Annotated in this window: 22 protein-coding genes; 2 read left to right on the top strand and 20 right to left on the bottom strand. The window is 69.3% G+C overall.

Annotation, left to right across the window (positions count from 1 at the left end):
* Positions 1-4: 4 nt before the first annotated feature.
* The 6 genes from ACJQWM_RS11345 to glnA form a co-directional block, all read right to left on the bottom strand.
* The gene (locus ACJQWM_RS11345; RefSeq protein ID WP_332706394.1) at positions 5-889 is read right to left on the bottom strand and encodes a glycoside hydrolase 5 family protein; all 885 of its coding nucleotides are present in this window, start codon (positions 887-889) and stop codon (positions 5-7) included.
* Positions 890-980: 91 nt separating this feature from the next.
* Positions 981-2,318 carry an inositol-3-phosphate synthase gene (locus ACJQWM_RS11340; RefSeq protein ID WP_332706397.1) on the bottom strand — a complete coding sequence of 446 codons (1,338 nt, stop codon included), beginning with the start codon at positions 2,316-2,318 and terminating at the stop codon, positions 981-983.
* A gap of 154 nt (positions 2,319-2,472) precedes the next feature.
* Positions 2,473-3,408, bottom strand: coding sequence for a DUF4097 family beta strand repeat-containing protein (locus ACJQWM_RS11335; protein ID WP_332706400.1), 936 nt, complete (start codon positions 3,406-3,408; stop codon positions 2,473-2,475).
* A 78-nt stretch (positions 3,409-3,486) separates the two neighbouring features.
* Positions 3,487-4,092 carry a hypothetical protein gene (locus ACJQWM_RS11330; protein WP_332706403.1) on the bottom strand — a complete coding sequence of 202 codons (606 nt, stop codon included), beginning with the start codon at positions 4,090-4,092 and terminating at the stop codon, positions 3,487-3,489.
* Positions 4,089-4,577 carry an RNA polymerase sigma factor gene (locus ACJQWM_RS11325; protein ID WP_411306840.1) on the bottom strand — a complete coding sequence of 163 codons (489 nt, stop codon included), beginning with the start codon at positions 4,575-4,577 and terminating at the stop codon, positions 4,089-4,091. The genes ACJQWM_RS11330 and ACJQWM_RS11325 overlap by 4 nt, the downstream gene beginning before the upstream one ends.
* Before the next feature lie 287 nt (positions 4,578-4,864).
* Positions 4,865-6,274, bottom strand: coding sequence for a type I glutamate--ammonia ligase (gene glnA / locus ACJQWM_RS11320; protein WP_332706406.1), 1,410 nt, complete (start codon positions 6,272-6,274; stop codon positions 4,865-4,867).
* Positions 6,275-6,656: 382 nt separating this feature from the next.
* Between glnA and ACJQWM_RS11315 the strand changes: the two genes are divergently transcribed.
* Complete coding sequence (locus tag ACJQWM_RS11315) at positions 6,657-7,451, top strand: undecaprenyl-diphosphate phosphatase (protein WP_332706409.1); 795 nt, start codon at positions 6,657-6,659, stop codon at positions 7,449-7,451.
* A gap of 144 nt (positions 7,452-7,595) precedes the next feature.
* Here the strand turns inward: ACJQWM_RS11315 and ACJQWM_RS11310 are convergent, their stop codons facing one another.
* The 13 genes from ACJQWM_RS11310 to ACJQWM_RS11250 form a co-directional block, all read right to left on the bottom strand.
* Positions 7,596-8,216, bottom strand: coding sequence for a YbhB/YbcL family Raf kinase inhibitor-like protein (locus ACJQWM_RS11310; RefSeq protein ID WP_332706412.1), 621 nt, complete (start codon positions 8,214-8,216; stop codon positions 7,596-7,598).
* A gap of 266 nt (positions 8,217-8,482) precedes the next feature.
* Positions 8,483-10,576, bottom strand: coding sequence for a tetratricopeptide repeat protein (locus tag ACJQWM_RS11305; protein WP_411306833.1), 2,094 nt, complete (start codon positions 10,574-10,576; stop codon positions 8,483-8,485).
* 7 nt (positions 10,577-10,583) lie between these two features.
* Complete coding sequence (locus tag ACJQWM_RS11300) at positions 10,584-11,612, bottom strand: YheT family hydrolase (RefSeq protein WP_332706416.1); 1,029 nt, start codon at positions 11,610-11,612, stop codon at positions 10,584-10,586.
* A gap of 104 nt (positions 11,613-11,716) precedes the next feature.
* Entirely contained in the window at positions 11,717-12,523 is an 807-nt protein-coding gene (locus ACJQWM_RS11295; protein WP_411306832.1) for a lysophospholipid acyltransferase family protein, read from the bottom strand.
* Positions 12,524-13,237: 714 nt separating this feature from the next.
* Entirely contained in the window at positions 13,238-13,687 is a 450-nt protein-coding gene (locus tag ACJQWM_RS11290) for a hotdog fold thioesterase (protein WP_411306831.1), read from the bottom strand.
* Between the two features lie 161 nt (positions 13,688-13,848).
* A complete protein-coding gene (locus tag ACJQWM_RS11285; RefSeq protein WP_330970085.1) occupies positions 13,849-14,022 on the bottom strand; it encodes a hypothetical protein in 174 nt (57 codons plus the stop codon).
* A 53-nt stretch (positions 14,023-14,075) separates the two neighbouring features.
* Entirely contained in the window at positions 14,076-14,258 is a 183-nt protein-coding gene (locus ACJQWM_RS11280; RefSeq protein WP_330970086.1) for a hypothetical protein, read from the bottom strand.
* Between the two features lie 457 nt (positions 14,259-14,715).
* The gene (locus ACJQWM_RS11275; protein ID WP_332706421.1) at positions 14,716-16,674 is read right to left on the bottom strand and encodes a phospholipase D family protein; all 1,959 of its coding nucleotides are present in this window, start codon (positions 16,672-16,674) and stop codon (positions 14,716-14,718) included.
* An 88-nt stretch (positions 16,675-16,762) separates the two neighbouring features.
* Positions 16,763-17,305: a YceI family protein gene (locus ACJQWM_RS11270; protein ID WP_332706424.1), complete on the bottom strand. Its 543-nt coding sequence runs from the start codon at positions 17,303-17,305 to the stop codon at positions 16,763-16,765.
* Positions 17,306-17,343: 38 nt separating this feature from the next.
* The gene (locus tag ACJQWM_RS11265) at positions 17,344-17,820 is read right to left on the bottom strand and encodes a SixA phosphatase family protein (protein ID WP_332706427.1); all 477 of its coding nucleotides are present in this window, start codon (positions 17,818-17,820) and stop codon (positions 17,344-17,346) included.
* A gap of 218 nt (positions 17,821-18,038) precedes the next feature.
* Positions 18,039-18,668, bottom strand: a complete 630-nt coding sequence (locus ACJQWM_RS11260; protein WP_332706430.1) for a ParA family protein — start codon at positions 18,666-18,668, stop codon at positions 18,039-18,041.
* 80 nt (positions 18,669-18,748) lie between these two features.
* On the bottom strand, positions 18,749-19,981 hold the full coding sequence (locus tag ACJQWM_RS11255) for a hypothetical protein (RefSeq protein ID WP_332706433.1): 1,233 nt from the start codon (positions 19,979-19,981) through the stop codon (positions 18,749-18,751).
* Positions 19,982-20,039: 58 nt separating this feature from the next.
* Positions 20,040-20,948: an AEC family transporter gene (locus tag ACJQWM_RS11250; protein WP_332706436.1), complete on the bottom strand. Its 909-nt coding sequence runs from the start codon at positions 20,946-20,948 to the stop codon at positions 20,040-20,042.
* A 24-nt stretch (positions 20,949-20,972) separates the two neighbouring features.
* On the opposite strand from ACJQWM_RS11250, the gene ACJQWM_RS11245 reads away from it, so the two are divergent.
* Positions 20,973-21,215: a hypothetical protein gene (locus tag ACJQWM_RS11245; protein WP_411306830.1), complete on the top strand. Its 243-nt coding sequence runs from the start codon at positions 20,973-20,975 to the stop codon at positions 21,213-21,215.
* Positions 21,216-21,507: 292 nt separating this feature from the next.
* On the opposite strand, the gene ACJQWM_RS11240 is transcribed toward ACJQWM_RS11245, so the two are convergent.
* On the bottom strand, positions 21,508-22,134 hold the full coding sequence (locus ACJQWM_RS11240) for a tetratricopeptide repeat protein (RefSeq protein ID WP_332706440.1): 627 nt from the start codon (positions 22,132-22,134) through the stop codon (positions 21,508-21,510).
* Between the last annotated feature and the right edge of the window lie 94 nt (positions 22,135-22,228).

Here is a 22,228-nt window from a genome sequence, read left to right as displayed (position 1 = left end):
GTGCTCAGGCGTAGCGCCGCATCATCGCCACGCAGAACTCGGTGAACTCCGCGTTCTCGCGTGGCGGGCTGGTGTGGTGCGGCTGGATGCCCCTGGATTCGGGCGTGAAGCAGAACGTCACGGTGAGCTCAAACTCCTCGAGCGCGGCCATCATCCGGTCGAACCATTGCTCGGCATCGGGCCGCAGGTGGTCGGCCCAGCTCAGCCCCGTGCGCACGCGGCGCACGCCGAGCCGGCGCAGCCAGTCGACCGCGTCGTCGAGGCGGTGGTCCTCGAAGTGGAACCACTGGCAGATGCCCATCCGCGGTGTGTAGTCGGCGAACTGCGCCAGGGCGAGTTTCGGCGAGCCGTCCTCGCGCAGCAGCCCCATGTGGAAATGCCGGAAATACGACGAGCCCTCGGCCTCGCGGTGGCGGGTGGTCGCCTCCCACGCCTGCGGCAGGTCGTAGAGGCTGTACCAGTGGACGCGCTGGACCCGGTCCAGCAGCAATTCGGCGGTCCGGCGCAGGCCGAACTCCTGGACCTCCTCGGCGCCGAAGCTGGAGACCCCGACCTCGGTCACCCAGACCGGCAGATGGGTCACCGCCTCGATCTCGGCGATCTTCGCGCCCCATTGGTCCAGTGGCCAGAGGTTCCAGTCCAGCGGGAAGCCGTGCACCGCGACCGCATCGAGGTCGTCGATCGCACCGAAGCCCTGCATGCGCTGGATAAATAACGGATCGATCGGCGAGATGCCGCCGAGCACCCGCAACACCTGCGGGCATTCGGCCTTGAGCGCCTGCGCCGCGGTCCTGACCATGTCGGCGTACATCCGCCATTCCGGGTCGACCTGCACGTCCCAGTGCGACTTGTTGTTGGCCTCGTTCCAGAAGGTGACGGCTTCGATCATGTCGTCGGAGGGCCGGGCCTGGCGGTGCAGATCGCGGCGACGCGACGCACCGCGGCGCCGCGCCCGGGCATGCAGTTTTCGATGGTCGGCCTCACAGGGTCTCGACCAGTTCAGGGCGACTGGCCAGCCCCGGCGGCGCGACCGGTGCCTCTGCCATCATCTGCCGCAGGGTCTCGTGCAGGTGGGCCAGCTGCTTGAAGATGTCGTGCTCCGGCCGCAGCCCCGGCGCGGTTTGCGGCGACTTGAAATAGAACGACAGCCAATCCTGGATGCCCGAGCGGCCGGCGCGCTTGGCCAGGTCGCTGAACAGCGCCAGGTCCAGCACGATCGGCGCGGCCAAGATCGAGTCGCGGCACAGGAAGTTGATCTTGATCTGCATCGGGTAGCCGAGCCAACCGAAGATGTCGATGTTGTCCCAGCTTTCCTTGTTGTCGCCGTGCGGCGGGTAGTAGTTGATCCGCACCTGGTGGTGGATCCCGCCGTAGAGCTCGGGATTGAGGTCGGGCCGCAGGATGTCGTCGAGCACGCCGAGCTTGGAGACTTCCTTGGTCCTGAAGTTGTCCGGGTGGTCCAGCACGTAGCCGTCGCGGTTGCCCAGAATGTTGGAAGAGAACCAGCCCCTGATTCCCAGTGCCCGCGCCTGCAGGCCCGGGGCAAGAACGGTCTTCATCAGCGTCTGGCCGGTCTTGAAGTCCTTGCCGCCGATCGGTGTCGCGGTGCGCGCGGCCAGCTCGATCAACGCCGGGACATCGCAACTCAGGTTGGGTGCGCCGTTGACGAACGGGATGCCGAGCCGGATCGCGGCATAGGCATAGATCATCGACGGCGATATCGCCGGGTCGCTGTCCTGCAGGCCCTGCTCGAAGTTCTCCAGGGTTGCATGCACGACCGACGCCTCGATGTATTTCTCGGTCGACGCGCACCAGACCATCACCAGGCGCGAGCAGTCGTTGGCGCGGCCGAAGCGCTCGATGTCGTCCATCACCGCCTGGGCCAGGTCGGCCTTGCTGGCGGCCTGCTTGACGTGGTCGCCGTCCAGGTTGGACACGTAGGCCCGGTCGAACACCGCCCTCATCGGCCGGATGGCCTCCAGCTCGGTCCTGACCGCTGCCAACAGCGACGGTTCGAGCACCTTGGCGTGGCTGGCGGCCTCGAACACGTTGTCGCTGTAGACGTCCCAGCCGCCGAACACGATGTCGTCCAGGTCGGCCAGCGGCACGAAGTCCTTGATCCGGGGATGACGCTGGCCGGTGGCGGGGCCGCTGGATTGTTCGACGGGAATGTTGCCCATCTGGGTCAGCGAGCCGATCGGCTCGGCGAGGTGCTTGCGTACCGCTTCGACCCCGGCGATGAACGTGGTTGCCACGGCGCCCAGCCCCGGCATCAATATGCCCAGCTTCCCTTCCGCCGGTTCGATGATGGTCTGCATGTGCCTCGCCTCATGGCGCCGTGGGCGAAGCATGTGGCCAACCGGGGTGTTGCGCAGGTGAAGAGGCGAGCCTGAAAGGTATGTGACGGCGGTGGGCACGCGATGCGTGCCCACCCTGCGGCCGTGTCTGGAGGACGCTGCAGCGGCTGGCCGATCAATCCATGCGCAACGCGGCGTTGCCGGAGAAGGTCTCGATCGAGATCCTGCCGTCGCCGCTGCCGTAGCGGTGCTCGAAATCCGAGCCGGGGCCGTGGCGGGCGGTGTTGATGCGCGCGTCCGGCGCGCGCAGGGTGCCACTGAAGCTTTCGCCGCGCACCGTCGCGGAAAGGTCGCGCGGCAGGTTCAGCTCCAGGTCGCCGCTGACACTCTCCAGCGAAATCTCGCCCTGCGCCGCCAACGCGGTGGCGATGCGCATGTTGCCCGACACCGAGGCAGCGGAAATCTCGCGCACGCGGACCTCGAGCACGTCGATCGCGATGCGCCCCGACACCGTCTCGACCTCGATCTGGCCGTCCAGGCGGCCGCGTAGCTCGACGTCACCGCTGACGCTCTCGATGGAGACGTCGCCGCTGTTGAGCGTCAGTCGCAGATCGCCGCTGACGCTGTCGATGTCGACCTCGCGCGGCGCACCGGCAACGGTAATGTCGCCGCTGACGCTGTCGATCGACAGCCCCCGCGGGGCCACGCCGCTGACGTCGATATCGGCCGAGACCGAGTCGATGTTCAGGTCCGCACGCACCGGCACCATCAGGCGCAGCTCGGTCGGCTCGCTGCGGTCGCCGCGGCCGAACAGGCCGATGCCGCCGCCGTTGGGATACTTCACCCGCACCACCAGGCGCTGGCGGTCGCCGTCGATCTCGAGCTTCTCGACGCCTTCGCCGAGGCTGCCCTGGATGCGGACTTCAGGCCGGTCCCAGGCGCGGACCTCGATGCTGCCCTTGAGGTTGGCGATCTCCAGCGTACCGTCGGCATCGAGCGGGCGGGTTTCGTTGATCGGGGTGGCGGCGAACGCCGGGGCGCTGGCCAGCACGGCAAGCACCAGTGCGGCAGAGCCCAGGACGGCGCCGCGATATTGGGTGGCAGGTGACATGGGGGTTCTCCGGCTTGGGTGGTTGATCAGGTGCTTATGGGCAATCAGTGTCGATCGGGTAATCGAGCGGGTAGTCGGTCAGGTACGGACCACGCGCTGGCTCAACGCGAGGCGGTGTGCATAGGTGCGGCGCAGCTGTCCCAGCAGCAGCCGCGAGTTTGGATCCAGCGCCAGCGCGTCGAGGATGAGCCCGGCGTTGCGGTCGAGCTCCTCGAAGGTCGCGTCCAGCAGCGGCGCGGTCGGGGCGCCCTCGAGTTCGACCAGCGCGGCCCGGTATTGCCGGGTCATGCCGTCGACTTCGCGTTGCACCGGCGTCGGTTCGACCGCGGTAGCGGGGGTGGTCTGTGCCATGGTCGCCTGCTCCACTGCCGGTTGTTCGGGTGCCGGCTGCGCTGCCGAGGGATCCACCGCGATCGGTTCCGGCGCGGGCGGGCGCTGCCACCAGCCACTGAAGCCCAGTGCCAGCAGCAGCGTTGCGACCAGCGCGACCGGCGCCGGCCAGCGGCGGCGCTGCGACCGCTCCAGCATCGATCGGGGCGAACGCGGCGGCAGGCGTGCGCCGATGCCGTCCCACAGGTCGTGTTCCGGCGTCGCGTCGGTGCGCAATGCGCGCAGCTGCCAGTTCAGCGGCGGCGGCAAATCGTCCGGTGTGCGGCCGCCGGGTTCGTGTCCGGAGCTATTCATGCGTTGTCTCCCAGCCGCGCGCGCAGCAAGCCGCGCGCGCGATGCAGTTGCGCCTTGGAACTGCCGATCGCCATGCCGAGTTCGGCGGCGATCTCCTCGTGTTTCCAGCCTTCCACATCGAACAGCACCAGCACCGCGCGGGCCCGCGGCGGCAGCGTCGCCACCGCACGCTCCAGGTCCAGCGACAACGCGGTGCCCTGACCGGCGGAATCGGCGCTGCCGAGGGTGTCGAAGATCTCGTCGTCCTCCTCGATCGGGCGCGCGCGGCGGCTGCGCAGCTCCATCAGCGCGGTGTTGACCGCCAGCCGGTGCAGCCAGGTCGAGAACGCCGACTCGAAGCGGAACGCCGGCAACGCCTGCCAGGCCCGCACGAACGCCTCCTGGGTCAGGTCCTCGGCGCGCGCGCCACGGCCGCCGACCAGCCGCACGATCACCCCGTGCACGCGACCGACGTGGTGGCGGTACAGCGCCTCGAACGCGCCCATGTCGCCGCGCGCGGCCGCGTTGACCAGCGTGCGCTCGCCCGACGCATCGGTGCGCACCGCGGCGGCGGTCAGGGGCAGGGTTTCGGTCACGGCGCTGAGCATAGTCACTCGGATGCGCCACGGCGGCACGGGGTTTAAGCAGAGGCGACCCCGCCCTGTAGGAGCGGCTTCAGCCGCCAACCACAATCGGATGCCCACGTCGCAGCCGATCGCGGCTGAAGCCGCTCCTACAGAAGCTGCGCGGCCCGCGTTGCGATGAGGACGCCGGCGGTTACCGGCGCCCGCGTCTAGATCGCGTAGTACATCTGGTACTCGAGCGGGTGGGTCGCGCCGCGGAATGCGGTGACCTCCTTCATCTTCAGACCGATGTAGGCGTCGATGAAGTCGTCGGTGAACACCCCGCCGGCCTTGAGGAAGTCGCGGTCCTTGTCGAGGCAGTCAAGCGCCTGGTCGAGGCTGTGGCAGACGGTCGGGATGTCCTTGGCCTCTTCGGGCGGCAGGTCGTAGAGGTCCTTGTCGCTGGGCTCGCCCGGGTCGATCTGGTGCTTGATGCCGTCCAGGCCGGCCATCATCAGCGCGGCGAAGATCAGGTAGCCGGAGTTCATCGGGTCGGGGAAGCGCATCTCGATGCGGCGCGCCTTGGGGTTGGCGACGTACGGGATGCGGCAGCTCGCCGAGCGGTTGCTGGCCGAATACGCCAGCATTACCGGCGCCTCGAAGCCCGGCACCAGGCGCTTGTACGAGTTGGTGGTGGAATTGGCGAACGCGTTGATCGCGCGGGCGTGCTTGAAGATGCCGCCGATGTACCACAGCGCCATCTGGCTCAGGCCGCCGTAGCCGTCGCCGGAGAACAGGTTGTTGCCGCCCTTGGCCAGGCTCTGGTGCACGTGCATGCCGCTGCCGTTGTCGCCGACGATGGGCTTGGGCATGAAGGTGGCGGTCTTGCCGTTGCGGTGGGCGACGTTCTTGACGATGTACTTCATCGTCAGCAACTCGTCGGCCTTCTTCACCAGCGAGTTGAACTTGGTGCCGATCTCGCACTGGCCGGCGTTGGCCACCTCGTGGTGGTGCACCTCGACCTCGATGCCGACCGATTCGAGGGTCTTGCACATCTCGGCGCGGATGTCGTGCAGCGTGTCCAGCGGTGCGACCGGGAAATACCCGCCCTTCACCCCGGGCCGGTAGCCGGTATTGCCGCCTTCGTAGTCGCGTCCGGAGTTCCAGGCCGCCTCCTCGGAGTCGACATGGAAGAAGGTGTGGCCCATGTCGTTGGCGTAGCGCACCGAATCGAAGATGAAGAACTCCGGTTCCGGCCCGAAGAACGCCTGCTCGGCGATGCCGCTGGACTTGAGGTAGGCCTCGGCGCGCTTGGCGATGCCGCGCGGATCGCGCGAATAGGCCTGCATGGTGGCCGGATCGAGGATGTCGCAGGTCAGCACCAGCGTCGGGTCGGCGGTGAACGGGTCCAGGAACGCGGTCGAGGCGTCCGGCAGCAGCACCATGTCGGACTGGTGGATGCCCTTCCAGCCGCTGATCGAGGAGCCGTCGAACATCTTGCCGTCCTCGAACAGACCCGGCTCGACGATCGACTTGGGAAAGCTGATGTGGTGCTGCACGCCGCGCATGTCGGCGAAGCGCAGGTCGACGAATTCGACCTTGTGGTCCTTTATGAGCTTCTCGACGTGTTCAAGGGACATTGGTGGATCTCCGGGGGCTGGATGGAAGATGGGACTCGGGGTACGGCTCGGGACTCGTCGGGACTCGGGACTCGGGACTCGAAAAGCAGGAGCCGGGGCACTGGGTACTGTCACGCAACGACCGTGCCAATGATTCGGAAGCTGTAGGCCATTGAAATCATGAGTGGGCGGGGTCGCGGACGGCTGCGACTGCACTGATCCGGAGCGGCCTGTCGACAGCTCGCACCAAATCGGTGCGGCATGGGTTCCGCTATGCTGCCACGCTGTTCCCGAGTCCCGAGTCCCGAGTCCCGAGTCCCGAGTCCCGAGTCCCGAGTCCCGAGTCCCGATCACGCCCGAGTCCGCGTTCCCAACCCCTCAATTCTCAATCCCCGGCTCCTGAATGACCGACCTGCTCGCCGCCCTCCTGCTCGGCATCATCGAAGGCCTGACCGAATTCCTGCCGATCTCCAGCACCGGCCACCTGCTGATCGCCCAGCACTGGCTCGGCAGCCGCTCGGACCTGTTCAACATCATCATCCAGGCCGGCGCGATCCTGGCGATCACGCTGGTGTTCCGGCAGCGCATCTGGGCGCTGGCCACCGGCCTGCGCGAGCGCGAGCACCGCGACTACGCACTGAAGATCGCCGCGGCGTTCGCGGTCACCGCCGCGGTCGGGCTGCCGGTGCGGCTGGCCGGCTGGCAGCTGCCGGACACCGTCTCGCCGATCGCAATCGCGCTGATCCTTGGCGGCATCTGGATGCTGGTGGCCGAACGCTTGGCCGCGCGCCGGCCCGAATCGGCACTGATCACCTGGAAGGTCGCGGTCCTGGTGGGTTTGGCACAGGTCGTGGCGGGCGTGTTCCCCGGCACTTCGCGCTCGGCCGCGGCAATCTTCATGGCGATGCTGGCCGGCACCGGCAAGCGCTCGGCGGCGACCGAGTTCGTGTTCCTGGTCGGCATCCCGACGATGTTCGCCGCCAGCGGCTATGCGCTGCTGGAGCACTTCCTCGACGCAGGCGCCAGCCAGGAGGCCTGGGGCGAGATGGCGCTGGCGTTCGCCGCCGCGACCGCGACCGGCTTCATCGCGGTGCGCTGGCTGCTGGGCTACATCAAGCGCCATCGCTACACCCCGTTCGCGATCTACCGGATCGTGCTCGGCGTGGGCTTGCTGCTGTGGCTGCCGGCCGGCGGTTGAGCGGCGGCGGGCGTGATTGGCCCCCTCTCCCGTTAACGGGAGAGGGACGGGGTGAGGGCGTGCGGAACGCGCTTGCCTCGGGTGCTGCGATCGCGTGCGCGCCCTCATCCGCCCTGCGGAACCTTGCCCCGCTAGGGGGAGGGGCTACACGTCCGGATGCAGCGAATAGGTCGCGTAGGTCAGCGCTTCGGCCAATACGTGCCCGTGCATCGCGCGCAGTACGTCGGCGGCGGTGAACCTGTCGGGCAGCTCGAGCGTGGCGAGGTCCAGCGCGAACAGGCGGAAGAAATAACGGTGCTCGCGCAGGTCGTTGGGCGGCGGGAACGGGCCGTCGTAGCCGAACCAGTCGCCGGCCAGCTCGGCGTCACCGGCAAACCAGCCGGTGTAGCTGTTGAGGCCCTGGCGCGCGCCGGGTGGCCCGGACGGATGGCGCTTGCCGTGCGGCACCACGCCGTCGCTGCAACTGCCGGCGGCGATCTCGCGCACGTCGGCGCGGATATCGATCATCGCCCAGTGGATGAACTCGGTGCGCGGCTGCTCCACCGGGATCTCCACGCCGGCCTTGCCGACCATCTCGGCCACGGTCGGCACGTCCGGGTCGATGCACAGCAGCGCGAACGAGCGGGTGCCTTCGGGCACCGCATCCCAGGCCAGGTGCGGGTTGCGGTTAGCGCCGAAGCCGACGTCATCGCCATCGCGCTGACCGGCGGCGAATTCGCGCGGCAACCGCTGGCGGTGCTGGAAACTGTCGCTGTGGATGCGCATCGGTGGGCTCCGCATGGGGACGGGCCCAGTCTGCCAGAACGCTTGTGCGGGAGCGGGCCACCTGCCGCTCGCCGGCCGCATCCACCCCGGCCGCATTGGTGTTGTAGGAGCGGCCCATGGCCGCGAGCTCTACCTTCCCGCCGCGCCGCGTCAAGGATTTCCCAGTCGCCCGGCCTTTCCCGCACGCCAAGAAACCGGGAGTCTTCCGCAGGCTTGGCGAAAAGCTCGCGGCCATGGGCCGCTCCTACAAGAGCGTATTGCGCGGACTAGTTTTCCGGATAGCCGAGTCGCTGCGCGACCGGGGCGAGGGTGGCGAACGCGTCGGCCAGCGGCTCGGCATAGTCGCGCCAGTGGCCCGGCGCGAAGCGCGGCGGCAGTGCCTGCGCCGGTGTCGGCGCGGTACGCGCTCCCAGCGCATTGGCGACTGCCTGGCCGAGTGCGTTCGGATCGTTGGCGATGTCGTCCAGCCGGATCAGCCGGTGCGGGAGCAGGTCCTGCTCGTGCAACTCGGCGACCTGCTCCAGCACCGCCGCCAGCCACCGCGCACCGGCCTCCGGCGAAGCCAGCGCGAACGGCGCCGGCGCCCCGAACGCCAGCCAGTCCAGCAGCATGTCGCGGGGATCGCGCAGCGCGATCATCAGCAGCGCCTCGGGCAGCTGCGGGCGCAGCGCCAGCAGCAGCGCGTTGTCCCACCACAGCAACCAGTCGAACACCGGCGCCTCGGCCTTGACCTGCGGGCGGCGCGCCGGCAGCGCGGCGCGCCATTGCTCGACCGCCGACTGCGGATCGAGGCTGCCGTCGCGCAGCTGCGGCGCGGCGTCGTAACGCTGGAAAAAATCGTGCGGCGGGTTCGGCCCGTAGCGGTCGACGCACAGCGGCGCGCGGCTGGCATGCAGGGTCGCCGCGATGCGCTCCACCAGCGAACCCGGCGCGCCCCACAACAGCAGCACGCCACGTGCCGGCTCGGGCATCGGCGCCAGCGGCGGCCAGGTATCCGGGGCCGGCTGCGGCTGCGGCAGCGGCAGTTGCCGCTCGACCACCTCGGCGTGCAGCGCGGCCCAGCCGGTCACCGCTTCGGCAGGGCGGCCGATAACATCGAGCGTGCGCGCACGCAGATGACGCAGGTTGCGCTGCGCGTCGTCAGTGGCCGCGGTGCCGAGCAGGTCATCGACCCGCGCCAGCGCCGCATCGTTGTCGCCGCGCTGGACCAGCCCGTCGATCAGGCGCAACTCGGCGCGCAAATGGCCGGGCTCGAGCTCGACGATGCGCCGTGCCAGCGCCTCGGCCGCCTCGTGGTTGCCGGCCTGTTCCTCGATCGTGGACATGGATTCAAGCGCCGGCACCGCGTCGGGCATGGCCACCAGCCAGCGCTGCACCACCGCACGCGCGGCGTCGTCGGCGAACCCCTCGAACGCCAGTCGCGCGCGCCACAGGTCGACCACCTGCGGATGGGTTGCCAGCGTGGCGTCCAGCGTCGCGCGTGCATCGTCGGCACGGTCGAGCCGGCGCCAGGCCTCGACCGCGCCGGCGATCGCGCGGCGGTCCTGCGGCTGCGCGGCCATCGCTTCGCGCAGCAGTTCCAGTGCGCGCTCGTTGCGGCCGGCGCGCAGTTCGATCTCGCCGATCAGGCGCCGCGTCGCGGCCGGTGCGCGCGGGTCCTCGAGCAGCGGTGCGAGGAGGTCGGCGGCATCGCTGGGGCGGCCCTGGCGGGCGACCACGTCGGCGACCAGCGCGCGCAGCGGGGCGTTGTCGGGGCTCTTGTCGAGCAACTGGCGGAAGACCTGTTCGGCGAACGCGAAGTGGCCCTTGGCGAGGTAGGCGACGCCCAGTGCGTGCCGCAGCTGCGGCTCTTCCGGCCAGCGCTCGATCGCGCCGGACAGCACCGCCAGCGCGCGGTCGGCATCGCCGCGGCGTAGCGCCAGCGTGCCTTCGATTGCGGCCAGGTGCGGATGCTCGGGCGCGATGCGCGCGGCGGTGCGGGCCAGGCGCTCGGCCTCGTCGAGGTCGCCGCGGTCGAGTGCAAGCTGGGCCTGCGCGATGTAGGCGCGGAACTGGTTGGGGTCGAGTCCGACGCTGCGCGCGAGCGCGGCCTGGGCCTCGTCGAGTTGGCGTTCGGCCAGCAGCAGGCCGGCGCGCTCCAGGTGCAGGTTGGCGTCGTCGGGCGCCAGCCCGATCGCCTGGTCAATGGCGGCGATCGCGCCGTCGCGGTCGCCCTCCAGCCGCAGCGCGGCGGCGAGCAGGCGGTGCGCCATCGGGTCATCGGGCTGTTGCGCCACTGCCTCGCGCGCGGCCGGCAGGGCCTCGGCCGCGGCGTTGCGGCGGAGGGCGTCGATGATGGACTGGTACACCGGCTCGGACATGGACAACTCAGGCGTGAGACGAAGCCGCCATTGTAGCCGCAGGCACCGGCGCGGCCGCCGCGGCGGCCATGCGCAAGGCGATCCAGCGCTCGGCGAAACCGTCCAGCCGCGCATTCTCGAGAAAGCCGCAATGGCCGCCCCAGCGTGCGATCTCCAGCGTGGCGGTGTCCGGCAGCGGCAGCGCATGGAAGCCCTCGACCGGGATCACCGGATCGTCGGCCGCCATCAGGATGCTGACCGGCACCTCCAGCGCGGCCAGCCGCGCGCCGGCGATCGAATAGCCGTCGAAATAGCGCTCGAGCGTGCCGAAGTCGGTGTGGCGCTCGACCATCCACTGGGTCAGCGCACGCATGCGCAGGCCGAGCGTGCGGTCGTCGACACCCAACTGCTGCGGGAACAGCTTGCGCTTGCGGGCGAGCGACTCGCGCCACTTGCGCTCGAAGTGCCACAGGTACGGCGGGAAGCCACGCTCCATTGCGTCCATGGTCAGCGCCGGGTCGAGCACCGGGCACACTGCGGCGACGTGGGTCAGCGCCAGCCCCGCGCGCGGTGCATGCAGTGCCAGCCGCAGCGCGAAGTTGCCGCCCAGCGAATATCCCGCGACCGACAGCGGCCGCAGCGGGAAGCGTCGGGCGACCTCGCGCGCGGCGTGCACCACCTCGTCGATCCGGTTGGAGTGAAACAACCCTTCGTTGAGGTGGTGGGTGTTGCCGTGGTCGCGGAAGTTGAGCCGGAACACCTCGAACCCGCAGGCCAGCAGCTGGGCCGCGGTCAGCCGCATGTAGCTCGAATCGACGCTGCCCTCCCAGCCGTGCAGCAGCAACACCAGTCCCTGCGGCGCGACCCCGGGCACGGCACTGTGCAGACCCTGCAGGCGCACGCCCTCGCCGCCGTCGATCAGGTGTTCGGTGGTGACCGCGCCGCTCGCGGCCAGGCTGCGCTCGCCCTGGCGCCGCCGCAGCGCACTGGAGCCGAGCGCCGATTGCAGGTGCGCATTGCGCAGCCAGCGCGGCGGTCGGTAGTCGGCGGCGGTCAATGTGAAGCCGGGAACCGGGAATGGTGGATTGGGATTGGGATTGGCAAGAGCAGGAGCAGAGCCCGCTTCTACGATCCCAGATTCGCTATTTCCGATTTCCGGCCTCACGACTGCATCGCGTCCACGATCCGCTGCCGCGCAAGGTCGGCGATGCGGCGCCGGCCTTCGGCCTCGCCTGGGCCGATCGGCGCCAAGAAATGCACCTCTGCCAGGCGCGCCGGTTCGCCGAGCAGGCGGATGATGTTGGCGACGAAGCTTTCGCCGCGCCCGAACGCGACCAGCCGCTGCGCCGCGCCGCGTTCGCCGTAGCGCAGGGCGATGGGTTGCACCGGCACGCCGGCTTCGACTGCGGCCATGAAGATACGCGCATGGAACGGGCCGATTTCGCCCCCACCGCGCGCGCCGCCCTCGGGAAAAACGCCCACCGAGCGGCTCCCGCGCAACCGCGCCAGCATTTCGTGCAGCACCCCGCCGAGCGATTCGGTGCTGCCGCGCAGATGGAAGATGGTCTCGCCGCGCACCGCGAGCCAGCCGACCAGCGGCCAGTTGGAGATCTCGTGCTTGGCCACGAAGCCCATCATGCGCTGGCTGTGCAGCACCGAAATGTCGACCCAGCTGACATGGTTGGCGACGAACATCGCCGCACCCGGCAGCGGCGTGCCGACCCGGCGCAGGCGGAAGCCGAACACCCGCATCAGCCCCGCCGACCACGCCCGGATCACGCGATGCTCCAGGCTCTCCGACCCCAGGCGCAGATTGGCGGTCACTGGCGTGATCAGCAGCAGGGTCAAGGGCAGGTGCACCAGCAGATGCCACAGCAGCATCGGCACCCGCACCAGGTAACGAAGCACCCGCGCGGCCGGTGCACTCTCGGGCGTGGTCGCGCCGGCGTATGGGGGTGGTGAATTCATTGGCGGAACGATACCGAAGGGGGACAGGCGCGACCAGCGACTTCGACCTGGCCAGCCCCGGCCCTTGCCCTGCTGTGCCTTTGCCTTTGCCGTTGCTTTGTCCAACGCAAATGAATCGCCCTCGCCGCACCCACAGACCCCGAAGGGGCGGCGCACATGGATGTGCGCCGTTTTCCGACCGAGCCATGGATGGCGAGTCGGAAAATCCCCGCGCTGCTCCACGCCCGCACGGGAGGTGTGTCGAGGAGAGCCCTTTCTTTGGTTACGTTCTTTGGGCTCATCAAAGAAAGTGACCCGCCTTCAGGCGGAAGCTCTTGATCTTGATCTTGAAGTTGATCTTGAGCGTGCCGCAACCTTAAAAACATCCGTAGGCGGTAGACAGGCAACGATCAAATGCTTTCGCCTGAAGGCGAGTCACTTTCTTTGCAAGGGCCAAAGAAAGTAACCAAAGAAAGGCCCTTCCCCGACACTTCAAACACCTTGCCGTGCGGGCGAAGCGGGGATTTTCCGACTCGGCATCCTGCCTCGGTCGGAAAACGCCGCACATCCATGTGCGCCGCCCCTTCGGGGTCTGTGGAGATACGACGCAGGTTCATTGGCGTTGCAGCCACAGCCACAGCCACAGCTACAGCCACGGCAAGAAAGCGAAGGCAAAATCCGGCTGTCGCTGGGATCGCCGAGAGATGGGCAAGCGCGAAGCGCGGACGGCGCGGATCACACGGTGGCTATCACCGCCAGGGTCAGGCGCGAGATGCAGACCAGCCGGTCGGCGGCGTCCTCTATCCGGATCTCCCAGACCTGGGTGCGCCCGCCCACGTGCAGCGGCCGCGCGGTGCCGGTGACGATGCCCTCGCGCACCGCGCGCAGGTGGTTGGCGTTGATCTCGACACCGACGCAGGCGCGGCCCTCGGGCACGCACAGATTGCCGCCGGTGCTGCCCAGCGTTTCGGCCAGCAGCACCGAGGCACCGCCGTGCAGCAGGCCGTAGGGCTGGCGGGTTCGCGCGTCGACCGGCATGGTCGCGCGCAGGAAATCCGGGCCGATCTCGGTGAAAACGATGCCCAACGGCTCCATCGCGGTGTCGCGCGAGAGCGCATTGAGCTGCTCGAGGCTGACGCGGTGGAGGAACGGGCTCGGGGCGGCAGCGGCAGTGTGATCGGTCATCGAACCACGATATCGCAGCAGGGGCAGGCCAGCCGATGAGCGGCCGGCGGACGGGCTACGGGGAGAGGGGCGCAGCACGCCCGCCTGGGACGCCGGCAAAACACAAGGGGCCGTGGATCAACCAGGTGGCGACGGCGCGGCCGTGCACCGGGCGCCATGCCTTACGCACAGCGAAACAGGCGCTGGTTGGAAAGACGGGCGTAACGGCGGCTGCAGCCGTAGCCGCTGCTGCTGCCGTAACCGATGCCGAAATCGCGCTGGCGATGATTGGCGCGGGGCTGAGCGGTGGCAACCGGGGTCATGGAGTGGCGAGCGAAGGTGCGCGGAGCGTTCATCGGGGTTTCCTGCGAAAAAGGGGCGAGTGGGCGGAGCGATCGGCGGCGGGGTGTCAGACCAGGCGGAACAGACGCGGAGCGGCCGGAGCGGCGTACTGGCTGCTGCGGCCGTAACCGCTGCTGCGGCCGTAGCCGATGCCGAATTCACGGGTGCCGTGGCTGGCGGGAGCGCGGGCGGCGGAGCGGCCGAAGACCGGGGCGGAGACGTTGCGTTGGAAGCTGCGGGACGGGTTCATGGCGGGTTCCTGCGAAGAGGTGTGGGTTGGTGTGCTGGTAAAGTACAACACCTAACCAATCCCGCCATGGGCCGGAAGTCACCCCACCGAAGACCTACTGCAATCGGCGGGACGCGCACGACGGGATCCCCTATACGGATGGGTTCCGGCAGGGAAAGGTTGCAGTCGCACGGGCATGACCGACGGCAGGGGCCGTGCCTGCAAGGAGTAGCAGGAAGCGAAGCGATCCGCCTCATCCGTAGCGGCCTGCCGACAGGCACTGCAGCCACGAACACCCCTCGCGCGCTCTCCGGGAAGGTACGCTTTTGATGTCCCGAGTCCCGAGTCCCGAGTCCCGAGTCCCGAGTCCCGAGTCCCGAGTCCCGAGTCCCGAGTCCCGAGTCCCGAGTGCCGAGTCCCGAGTCCCGAGTCCCGAGTTCCGCCGACCCAGACCCAGACCCAGACCCAGACCCACGCACTACAGAATCGGCGCGAGCCCCGCCCCGAACGCGGTGAAGATCCGCGTACTCAAGCCCTTGAAGCCCAGGTCGACCTCGGGGAAGTCGCCGACCGGCCGGTAGCAGTCGCGGAAGCCCGGCTCGTCGCGATACAGCGGCATCGGGCAGTCCGGGCCGGGCACGAACTCGTAGCTGGTGGCGTAGCGCACCGGCCACAGATCGAAGATCGGCAGGTACTCGGAGACCTTGGCCAGCGAATACTCCAGCCCGGACAGCACCGGCAGCTTGTCGCGCCGCGCGATGGTCCAGGAGTTGGCCGGGGCGATATCGCGGCGGATGCTGGTCGCCAGCGCACGTGCAAACGCGACGTCCTCGATCACCACCGCGCTCTCGGTGTTGTAGTGGTCCCCGCGCGGGTCGAAGTTGTGGGTGCCGATCACGCCGACGCGCTCGTCGATCACCAGCGACTTCGCATGCAGGCCGATGCGCACGCCGGCACGCTTGAGCGGTACCGGCTCGTTGGCGCGGCGCGAGGCATAACGCAGCGCAGCGTACTCGCGCGACAGGGCGCGGCGGTAGTGATTGCGCCCGATCGCGCTGCGGCGGTCGTAGCGCTGGCGCATCGACCGCCGGTCGATGCCGCTTGCGTCGGTATCCGTGCCGGTGCCGCCGGCGTCGGGCGGCGCCAGCGATGGCAAAGCCGCGCCGGTGGCGGCGATGTCGATCGGCGCATCCATCGGAAACGGCTTGTACTCGTAGATGTCGAAATCGAAGTCGCGCAGGTAGCGACGTTTGTACTTGTGCGACAGCGCGTAGACGATGAACGCATCGGTCGCGGCCAGGCTGTTGGTCGATACGACCATCCGCGGCGGATGCGGACGCGCCTGCAGCTCGCGGAACAGATCCTGCGCCGACTTCGACAGCACCAGGTACGGCGTTTGCAGCAACACCTCCTCCTGCGCGGAGGCGATCAGCTCGCGCAGTGAATCGCTGGCAGCGCCGTTGCCGAGGGTGCCATCGTGGTGCTTGTCGGGCGAATCGGAGATGTAGCGCACCTCGCCGACCGCGATCGCGCGGTCGACCAGCTCGCTCTCCACCATGGCGCTGTCGTCGGCGTCGCGCCGCATCGCGGCGGCACGCGCGGGGCGCTGGTACTGCGTCGGCGGCAGTGCCGGCGCGCCGTGGGCGAGCAGGTGCCGGCCGACGTCGTAGAGCCGCTCGACCGCGATGCTGCGGTGGTCGTCCCAGAACAGTTCGAACCCGCTGCGCATCAACCGCGCGGTCGGTCCAGCGACCAGCAGGTCGCGGTCGCGGAAATTGAACCGCTCATCCCAGTCGTAGTAGTCGTCCTGGTAGTTGCGCCCGCCGGTGATGCCGATCGCGCCGTCGATCAGCAGCAGCTTGTTGTGCATGCGCTGGTTGAGCCGCCGCCAGCAACATGCCGCCGCCAGCACGTACTGTGGATTGCTGATGCGCGCGCGCTGCAGCAGCGGGTTGTACAGCTTGAGTCGGAAGTTGGCGTGCGCGCCGGCCAGCGCCGCGAGCGTGTCGACGTGTTCCAGGCCGGACAGCTGGTCCATCAGCAGACGCACGCGAACGCCGCGGCGCGCGGCGGCGAGCAGCTCGTTGAGTACCAGCCGGCCGGCATCGTCCTCGGCGAAGATGTAGGTCTGCAGGTCGATGGTGGTGGTCGCGCTGCGGATCAGGTTGATCCGCACGAGCAGCGCCTGCGGGCCCTGATCCAGGATCAGCGCATAGTGGCGCGGGGCGTCGGGCGTGGACTCGGCGAACGCGCGCCCGGCCAGCGCACGCAGCGGCGAGGGCTGGGCGCAGGCGTCAATGGCCTGGCAGTCGACCTGCTGCGAGCGGGCCGCGACGGCGATCGACGCGGCCCGCTCGCGCTCGCCCTGCGACAGGGTGGCGCAGGCCGGGGACAGCAGCACCAGCAGCAGCACGAGGGCCCGCAGCGCGTGGCGCAAGCGGACGCGACTGTCGGCGGGTGCGAATGCGGGGCGGAGCGAATCGGAGCCGGTCACACCAGGGTCCACGGGGGTTGGGGCGCGCAGCTTATCGCTCCGCATCGTCTAGCCGCACGCGCAGGCTGAACCGCACGCGATCGCCGAGCACCAGCTTCCAGCCGTCCAGTCCATAGTCGCCGCGGCTGACGCTGCCCTCGGCGACCACGTCGCAGTCGATGCCGGGGCGCGCGCAGCTCGCCGGTGTGAGCGTGAAGCTCTCGAGCCGGCTGGTCCCGTGCATCGACAGGAGCCCGCGCAGCTCACCGCCGTGGTGTGCGAGCGCGGCATGGTGCGGCTCGGACACGAACTCGATCAGCGGGTGCCGCTGCGCATCGAAGAACCCGTCGCCGCGCGCGATTGCGGTGTAGCGCTCGGATTCGCCGACCTCCACCGCGTCGGTCGCCAGGCGGATGTGCACCTGGTGTCGGCCGTCGGGCAGCACGCGCAGCTCACCGTCGTACTGCGGAAAGGCGCCCTGCACCCGCTGGCCCCAGCGCGTGCGCAACTCGAAGCCGAAGCGCGTATGTCCCGGATCGAACCCTATGGCCGGGTGCTGCGCCGCATCCCGCGCCGGCGTGGTCCACGGCAACACACACAAAAGTGCCAGGCATCCCAGCCTCAGGCTCGGCGTCACGGCCACCAGAACGCGCTGAGCTGGGCGATGCCCGGCTCCAGCGCGGTGTCGTCGGGCAGCGCCAACACCGCGATGCCGCCCGGCGGCATGCCACGGTAGTCGCCGGACTGGCCGCTGTGCAGCAGCGCGGCGAGGCGCTCGAAGCCGGGGTTGTGGCCGACCAGCATCAGCCGGCCGACTTCGAGGTGGCTGTCGGCCAGCGCGATCAGCGTGCCCGGCGTGGCTTCGAAGATCGACGGCTCGATGCGCTGGTCGACATAGCCGATCACCCCGAGCACCGCCTCCAGCGTCTCGCGCGCGCGCCGCGCCGGCGAGCACAGCACGCAGTCGGGCACCAGCCGGTTCTCGGCCAGCCAGCGTCCGGCGGCCTCGGCCTCGGTCAGTCCCTCGGCCGAGAGTGCGCGGTCGAGATCGGCCTGGCCGCTGATGGCCGGTTCGGCATGGGCGTGGCGCAGCAGGATCAGTTCGCGCATAGGTTTTTTGAGGCCGGGAATGAGGGGAACGGAAAACATGGAACATGGAGCATGGAACATGCAACATGGAACAGGAGCATCGCACTCGGCAGCGGGGTGGCGCCGGATTTGAGGTTCGAGAATCGAAGGTACTGCAGAAACACGCCGTGACGACGAGTCGCGGACAAAGCGCGCCACGTCCGTTCCCCGTTTCCGGCCCCCGCCTTTTCTGTTTCCCGCTACTTCCTGAGCCAGCGCAACAGCGGCTGCCAGTCGGCCTGGTGCTCGCGGACCTGCGCGGAGTGGTAGTCGAACAGGCTCTTGCCGAGGCCGCACATGAGGACGTAGGCCTGGCTGTCGCGCAGTTGCGCCACCACCGGATACGGCCACGCGCGCAACAGCTCGATCGCCTGCTGAGAGGCGTTGGTCCACGGCTTGAGCTTGTTGCCGACCAGTCCGACCCGCAGCTCGCCGCGGCGCACGCGCGGGTGCTGGGCCAGCGTGTCCAGGAACGGCACCGTCGCCTCGATGTCGAGCATCGAAGGCTGCACCGGCACCACCACGGCATCGGCGGTGTCCAGGAAGGTGTCGAGGTCGCCGGCCATCGCGCCGGCGCGCGCGTCGATGAACAGCCGCTGGGTGTCATCGGGCAGATGCTTCTGCCAGCCCTTGCGGCGGGTGCCGTCGAGCGGCAGCACCGCGCTGTCCAGATCGGCCCGCCGCTGCGCCCAGCGCGTCGAGGAGCCCTGCGGGTCGGCGTCCAGCAGGACGGTGTTGCATCCATCGAGCGCCGCTTGCGCGGCAAGGTGGGTGGCGATCGTGGTCTTGCCGACGCCCCCCTTGGAACTGGCCACCAGCACGGTCTTCATCCAACCCCCTTTGGCTGCTGCTCCCGGACGGGACCTGCAGCGTACACCGCGGGCCGTGGGGGCGGCCATCGCGGCCTGGATCAGTCGCGGGCGGGGGGGCGCCCGGTGGTGATCAGGCTGCGCAGGCGCTCGTTCTCGGGCAGCCAGCCGTCCGGCGGCGCCAGCGGGCTGCCGGCCGCGGCGAGCACGCCCTCGAGCGCGGCCATCTCGCCCTTGCGCCATGACGTGAGGATGTAGTCCGCGGGCGCTTGCGCATTCACCGGTTCCAGCCCGCTGTGCCACAGCCAGTGCAGCTCTCGCAGCCGTTCGCGCCAGTGCGCACCTTCGGGTGCATCCGCGGTCAGGCGCACCAGGCTGGCAAGCGCCAAGGCACGCGAGATCAGCAACTCGCTCTGAGCCATCCGGGTGTAGATCCCGATGCAGTCCGGGTGCCGCCGTGCGGGGGCCGGCACATCGTCTTCGGCGATGCAGGCATGGCGCAGCCGCGCGTAGGTGGGCAGCACCACTGCGGTGGTGAGCGCCATGGCATGCATCGCGGTCATGTCGCGCCGGCCGACCGGGCGCGCCAGGCCCATGTCCGATGCCATGGCCGTGGCCAGGCGGGGCGACATCGGCGGAGCATCGGCCTGGTCGAGTGCGTCATAGAGCAGCAGGCCGAGCTCGCCCAAGGGCAGTTGGTAACGCCTTGCCGCCGCCGCCCGCGACAGGATCCGCTCGACTTCAGGCTCGTCGAGCGCGTCCCGCAGCTGCTGCAGCCATACCGCCGTGTTGTCGGGTGCGAGCCGCTGCAAGCGCTGCATGGCCGCGTGCGGATCGCAGCCGGCGGCGGCCTTCGCGCCGGGACAGTCGAGCGCTTCCATCCACGCCACCAGGGGATCGTCCGGGCCGAGCCGCCGGGCCGCGGCGAATGCCGTCGTCGCAGCGTCGGTGGTCCATTCCCCAGCCGCTTCGCCGCCCTCGAGCTGGTACGTCGGCGCGAGCAGGGCCGCCGCCAGCTGGTCGCGCGGGTCCTGCGAGATCATCAGCCCGCGCACCTGCTGGCCGATGGCGGCGACGTTGTCGCGGTGCCACTGCCTGATCTCGGCCTGGGCGTCGGGCTCGTGCCGCGGCCGGGCCGCCTCGGCCGCGCAGATCGCCTCGACACGCGCCCCGCCCCCGGTCACGCCCGGATGCCTCGCCAATGCCTGCCGGGCTTCGGCGCAAGTGGTGACGCCTGCGAACGCCTGCCCCGGGTCGCTGCTCGCGTCGCCTGCCCAGGCGCTGCCACCGCAGATGCCTGCCAGCACCATCCATCCATGGAAACGCAGACGCATCCCGCTCTCCTTGCATGCGGCGCCAATGCCGCCGGCCCAATCTAGCATCGACGGCGGATCAGCCGACCGCCACCCGCGCCCACAGCGGCAGGGTCAGCAAGGACAACAGCACGCCATAGCCGACCATCGCCGCGGCCAGGCGCGGCGCGAGATTGTGCGCGATCGCCAGTGCGGCGGCGGTGATCATCGAGGGCATCGCCGCTTCCAGCACGGTGGTGCGCGCCATGTCGCCGTGCAGGCCCAGCAGCGGCACCAGCAACCAGGCCAGCGCCGGCATCACCGCAAGCTTGAGCAGCAGCCCGGCGGCGAGCGGCTTGAGCTCATCGCGCGGCAGCGCCAGTTTCACCGATAACCCAATCGTCAGCATTGCCAGCGGCAGCAGCGCGTCCGACAGCCGCTGCAGCGCGCCGGCGATCCACGACGGCGGCGCGGCCGGCATCACGGTCAGGGCGATCAGCAGCGCCCACAGCGGCGGGAACCGCGCCGCGCGCAGCAGCATCTCGCGCGCGCCGGGCGCGGTGTCGCCGCTGTAGCGCGCCAGCACCCACAGGCCGAAACTCGACATGATCAGGAACGCGCCGAACTGGTCGTAGACCACCGCGTAAGGCAGTGCGTCCTCACCGATCAGCGCGCGCGTCAGCGGATAGCCGAGGAAGCTGGTATTGCCCAGCGCGACGGTCAGCAGCAGCACCGCGTGCTCGTCCCGGCGCAATCCCAGCCAACGTGTCAGCGTGCCGACCAGCAGCACGGTGGCGACCAGCAGCAACCACGGCACCGCGACGATCCCCAGCAGCTCCGGCGCCAGTTCCAGTCGCGGCGCGTAGCGCAGCACCGCCGCCGGCAGGCACACGTACAGCACGACCAGGTTCAGCACCTGCGCGGCATCAGCCGGCAGCACGCGCAGGCGCTGCAACAGGTAACCCAGCGCCAGCATCGCCAGCACCAGGGCGAAGGCGTCGAAAGCCATTGTGGCTCCTTGGGGCGAAGGTGGATGGTGCACCGGTTTTTCAGGCGGCGCTGGAGGCTGCGCGTGGGCAAGGACTGGCAGCGGGCGGGCGCGGGTGGATGGGGTGTCTACCTGGACGTGCTCAATCTGCTTGAATTAGATGACCACGATATCGACTACTTCTACGCGTCGCGACTGCGTGGCGAGCCGGTCGACGGCATCGAGGACATCCACTACCACGTGTTCGAACCGCGCTCGCTGCGGTTGAGTCTGCGTTACCGGTTCTGAGCAGGAAGCAAATCCCCCTTGGTCCGTTTTTTCAAAGGGGGAAATAGTCCGTAGTCCATAGTCCGTAGGACGGGTCGAGCGTCAGCGATACCTAGCTCCCGCCGCCGCACCAACCCACCGGCGACCGGCATCCTGCAGGAGCGCTCCATGGGCGCGATGCCTTTGCTCCGCCCGGCCGAAAAGCATCGCGCCCATGGGGCGCTCCTACAGTTCAGCGGACTCTCCGCGGCACCCTTACCAGTTGGATTTTCCGCGGCACCCTCACCAGCTGGGCGGATTCTCCGCAGCACCTCTACCAGCTGGGCGGATTCTCCGCCCAGGCCGCCTGCACTTCGGCGAGGGTCGCGCGCTCTTCGGCGGTCCAGGTCGGCAGCAGGCTTGCGAAGGCCTCGCTGCTGCGCCACTGCCGCGGTTCGGTGCGGACCGCGGCGGCGTACCACTGCACCGCCTCGTCCTGGCGATCCAGCGTCCACAACACCAGGGCCAGGGTCTGCGGCATCCACTGCGCGGTGACGTTGCGCGACAGCAGCAGGGTGCGCCAGCTGTCGAGTGCCGCAGCGTGGTCGCCGGTGCGGTACAGGTCCCAGCCGTAGTTCCACATCACCGGCCGGTACAGCCCGTCGCTGGTGCCCAGCAGTCGCAGCGCGCGTGCGTACAGCTCGCGGCCGAGCTCGGGCCGGCCGCCGGCCATCGCGATGTGGGCCAGCTGCGCGGTCTCGGCAGCGGCGCGCGGGTCGCGCTCGATCGCCTTGAGGAGTTGCTCGACCGCGGCGTCGCCGGTCGCCGAGACCGCGACCACCGCGCGCGTCGCGCTGGCGTCCTCATCGAAATAGAACTCGGCGGGCCGTGGCAGGCTCTGCGCCGAGGCGGTGCCGCAAGCGGCCAGCGCGACCGCAAGTAGAAAACAACGTATCTGCATGAAAATAGTCCCCTGTAGTGCCCGCGCATGCTACCGGTACGAGGCTCGGCGGCCGGGCGGCTGTTACAATTCCGGGGCTTTGCCCGCCGTTTTG

This window comes from Novilysobacter longmucuonensis, assembly GCF_046600735.1.
Taxonomy (GTDB): Bacteria; Pseudomonadota; Gammaproteobacteria; order Xanthomonadales; family Xanthomonadaceae; genus Novilysobacter_A; species Novilysobacter_A longmucuonensis.
The sequence above is the reverse complement of the archived record's forward strand: the minus strand, read 5'-3'. Positions and strand labels throughout refer to the sequence as shown.

Excerpts from the sequence above, each read along its gene's own strand:
- ACJQWM_RS11315 (WP_332706409.1), top strand. The coding sequence starts at position 6,657 with ATGACCGACCTGCTCGCCGCCCTCCTGCTCGGCATCATCGAAGGCCTG.
- ACJQWM_RS11240 (WP_332706440.1), bottom strand. The coding sequence starts at position 22,134 with ATGCAGATACGTTGTTTTCTACTTGCGGTCGCGCTGGCCGCTTGCGGC.
- ACJQWM_RS11290 (WP_411306831.1), bottom strand. The coding sequence starts at position 13,687 with ATGACCGATCACACTGCCGCTGCCGCCCCGAGCCCGTTCCTCCACCGC.
- ACJQWM_RS11285 (WP_330970085.1), bottom strand. The coding sequence starts at position 14,022 with ATGAACGCTCCGCGCACCTTCGCTCGCCACTCCATGACCCCGGTTGCC.
- ACJQWM_RS11335 (WP_332706400.1), bottom strand. The coding sequence starts at position 3,408 with ATGTCACCTGCCACCCAATATCGCGGCGCCGTCCTGGGCTCTGCCGCA.
- glnA (WP_332706406.1), bottom strand. The coding sequence starts at position 6,274 with ATGTCCCTTGAACACGTCGAGAAGCTCATAAAGGACCACAAGGTCGAA.
- ACJQWM_RS11330 (WP_332706403.1), bottom strand. The coding sequence starts at position 4,092 with ATGAATAGCTCCGGACACGAACCCGGCGGCCGCACACCGGACGATTTG.
- ACJQWM_RS11255 (WP_332706433.1), bottom strand. The coding sequence starts at position 19,981 with ATGCGTCTGCGTTTCCATGGATGGATGGTGCTGGCAGGCATCTGCGGT.
- ACJQWM_RS11310 (WP_332706412.1), bottom strand. The coding sequence starts at position 8,216 with ATGCGCATCCACAGCGACAGTTTCCAGCACCGCCAGCGGTTGCCGCGC.
- ACJQWM_RS11245 (WP_411306830.1), top strand. The coding sequence starts at position 20,973 with ATGGTGCACCGGTTTTTCAGGCGGCGCTGGAGGCTGCGCGTGGGCAAG.
- ACJQWM_RS11250 (WP_332706436.1), bottom strand. The coding sequence starts at position 20,948 with ATGGCTTTCGACGCCTTCGCCCTGGTGCTGGCGATGCTGGCGCTGGGT.
- ACJQWM_RS11260 (WP_332706430.1), bottom strand. The coding sequence starts at position 18,668 with ATGAAGACCGTGCTGGTGGCCAGTTCCAAGGGGGGCGTCGGCAAGACC.
- ACJQWM_RS11345 (WP_332706394.1), bottom strand. The coding sequence starts at position 889 with ATGATCGAAGCCGTCACCTTCTGGAACGAGGCCAACAACAAGTCGCAC.
- ACJQWM_RS11305 (WP_411306833.1), bottom strand. The coding sequence starts at position 10,576 with ATGTCCGAGCCGGTGTACCAGTCCATCATCGACGCCCTCCGCCGCAAC.
- ACJQWM_RS11295 (WP_411306832.1), bottom strand. The coding sequence starts at position 12,523 with ATGAATTCACCACCCCCATACGCCGGCGCGACCACGCCCGAGAGTGCA.
- ACJQWM_RS11325 (WP_411306840.1), bottom strand. The coding sequence starts at position 4,577 with ATGGGCGCGTTCGAGGCGCTGTACCGCCACCACGTCGGTCGCGTGCAC.
- ACJQWM_RS11340 (WP_332706397.1), bottom strand. The coding sequence starts at position 2,318 with ATGCAGACCATCATCGAACCGGCGGAAGGGAAGCTGGGCATATTGATG.
- ACJQWM_RS11265 (WP_332706427.1), bottom strand. The coding sequence starts at position 17,820 with ATGCGCGAACTGATCCTGCTGCGCCACGCCCATGCCGAACCGGCCATC.
- ACJQWM_RS11280 (WP_330970086.1), bottom strand. The coding sequence starts at position 14,258 with ATGAACCCGTCCCGCAGCTTCCAACGCAACGTCTCCGCCCCGGTCTTC.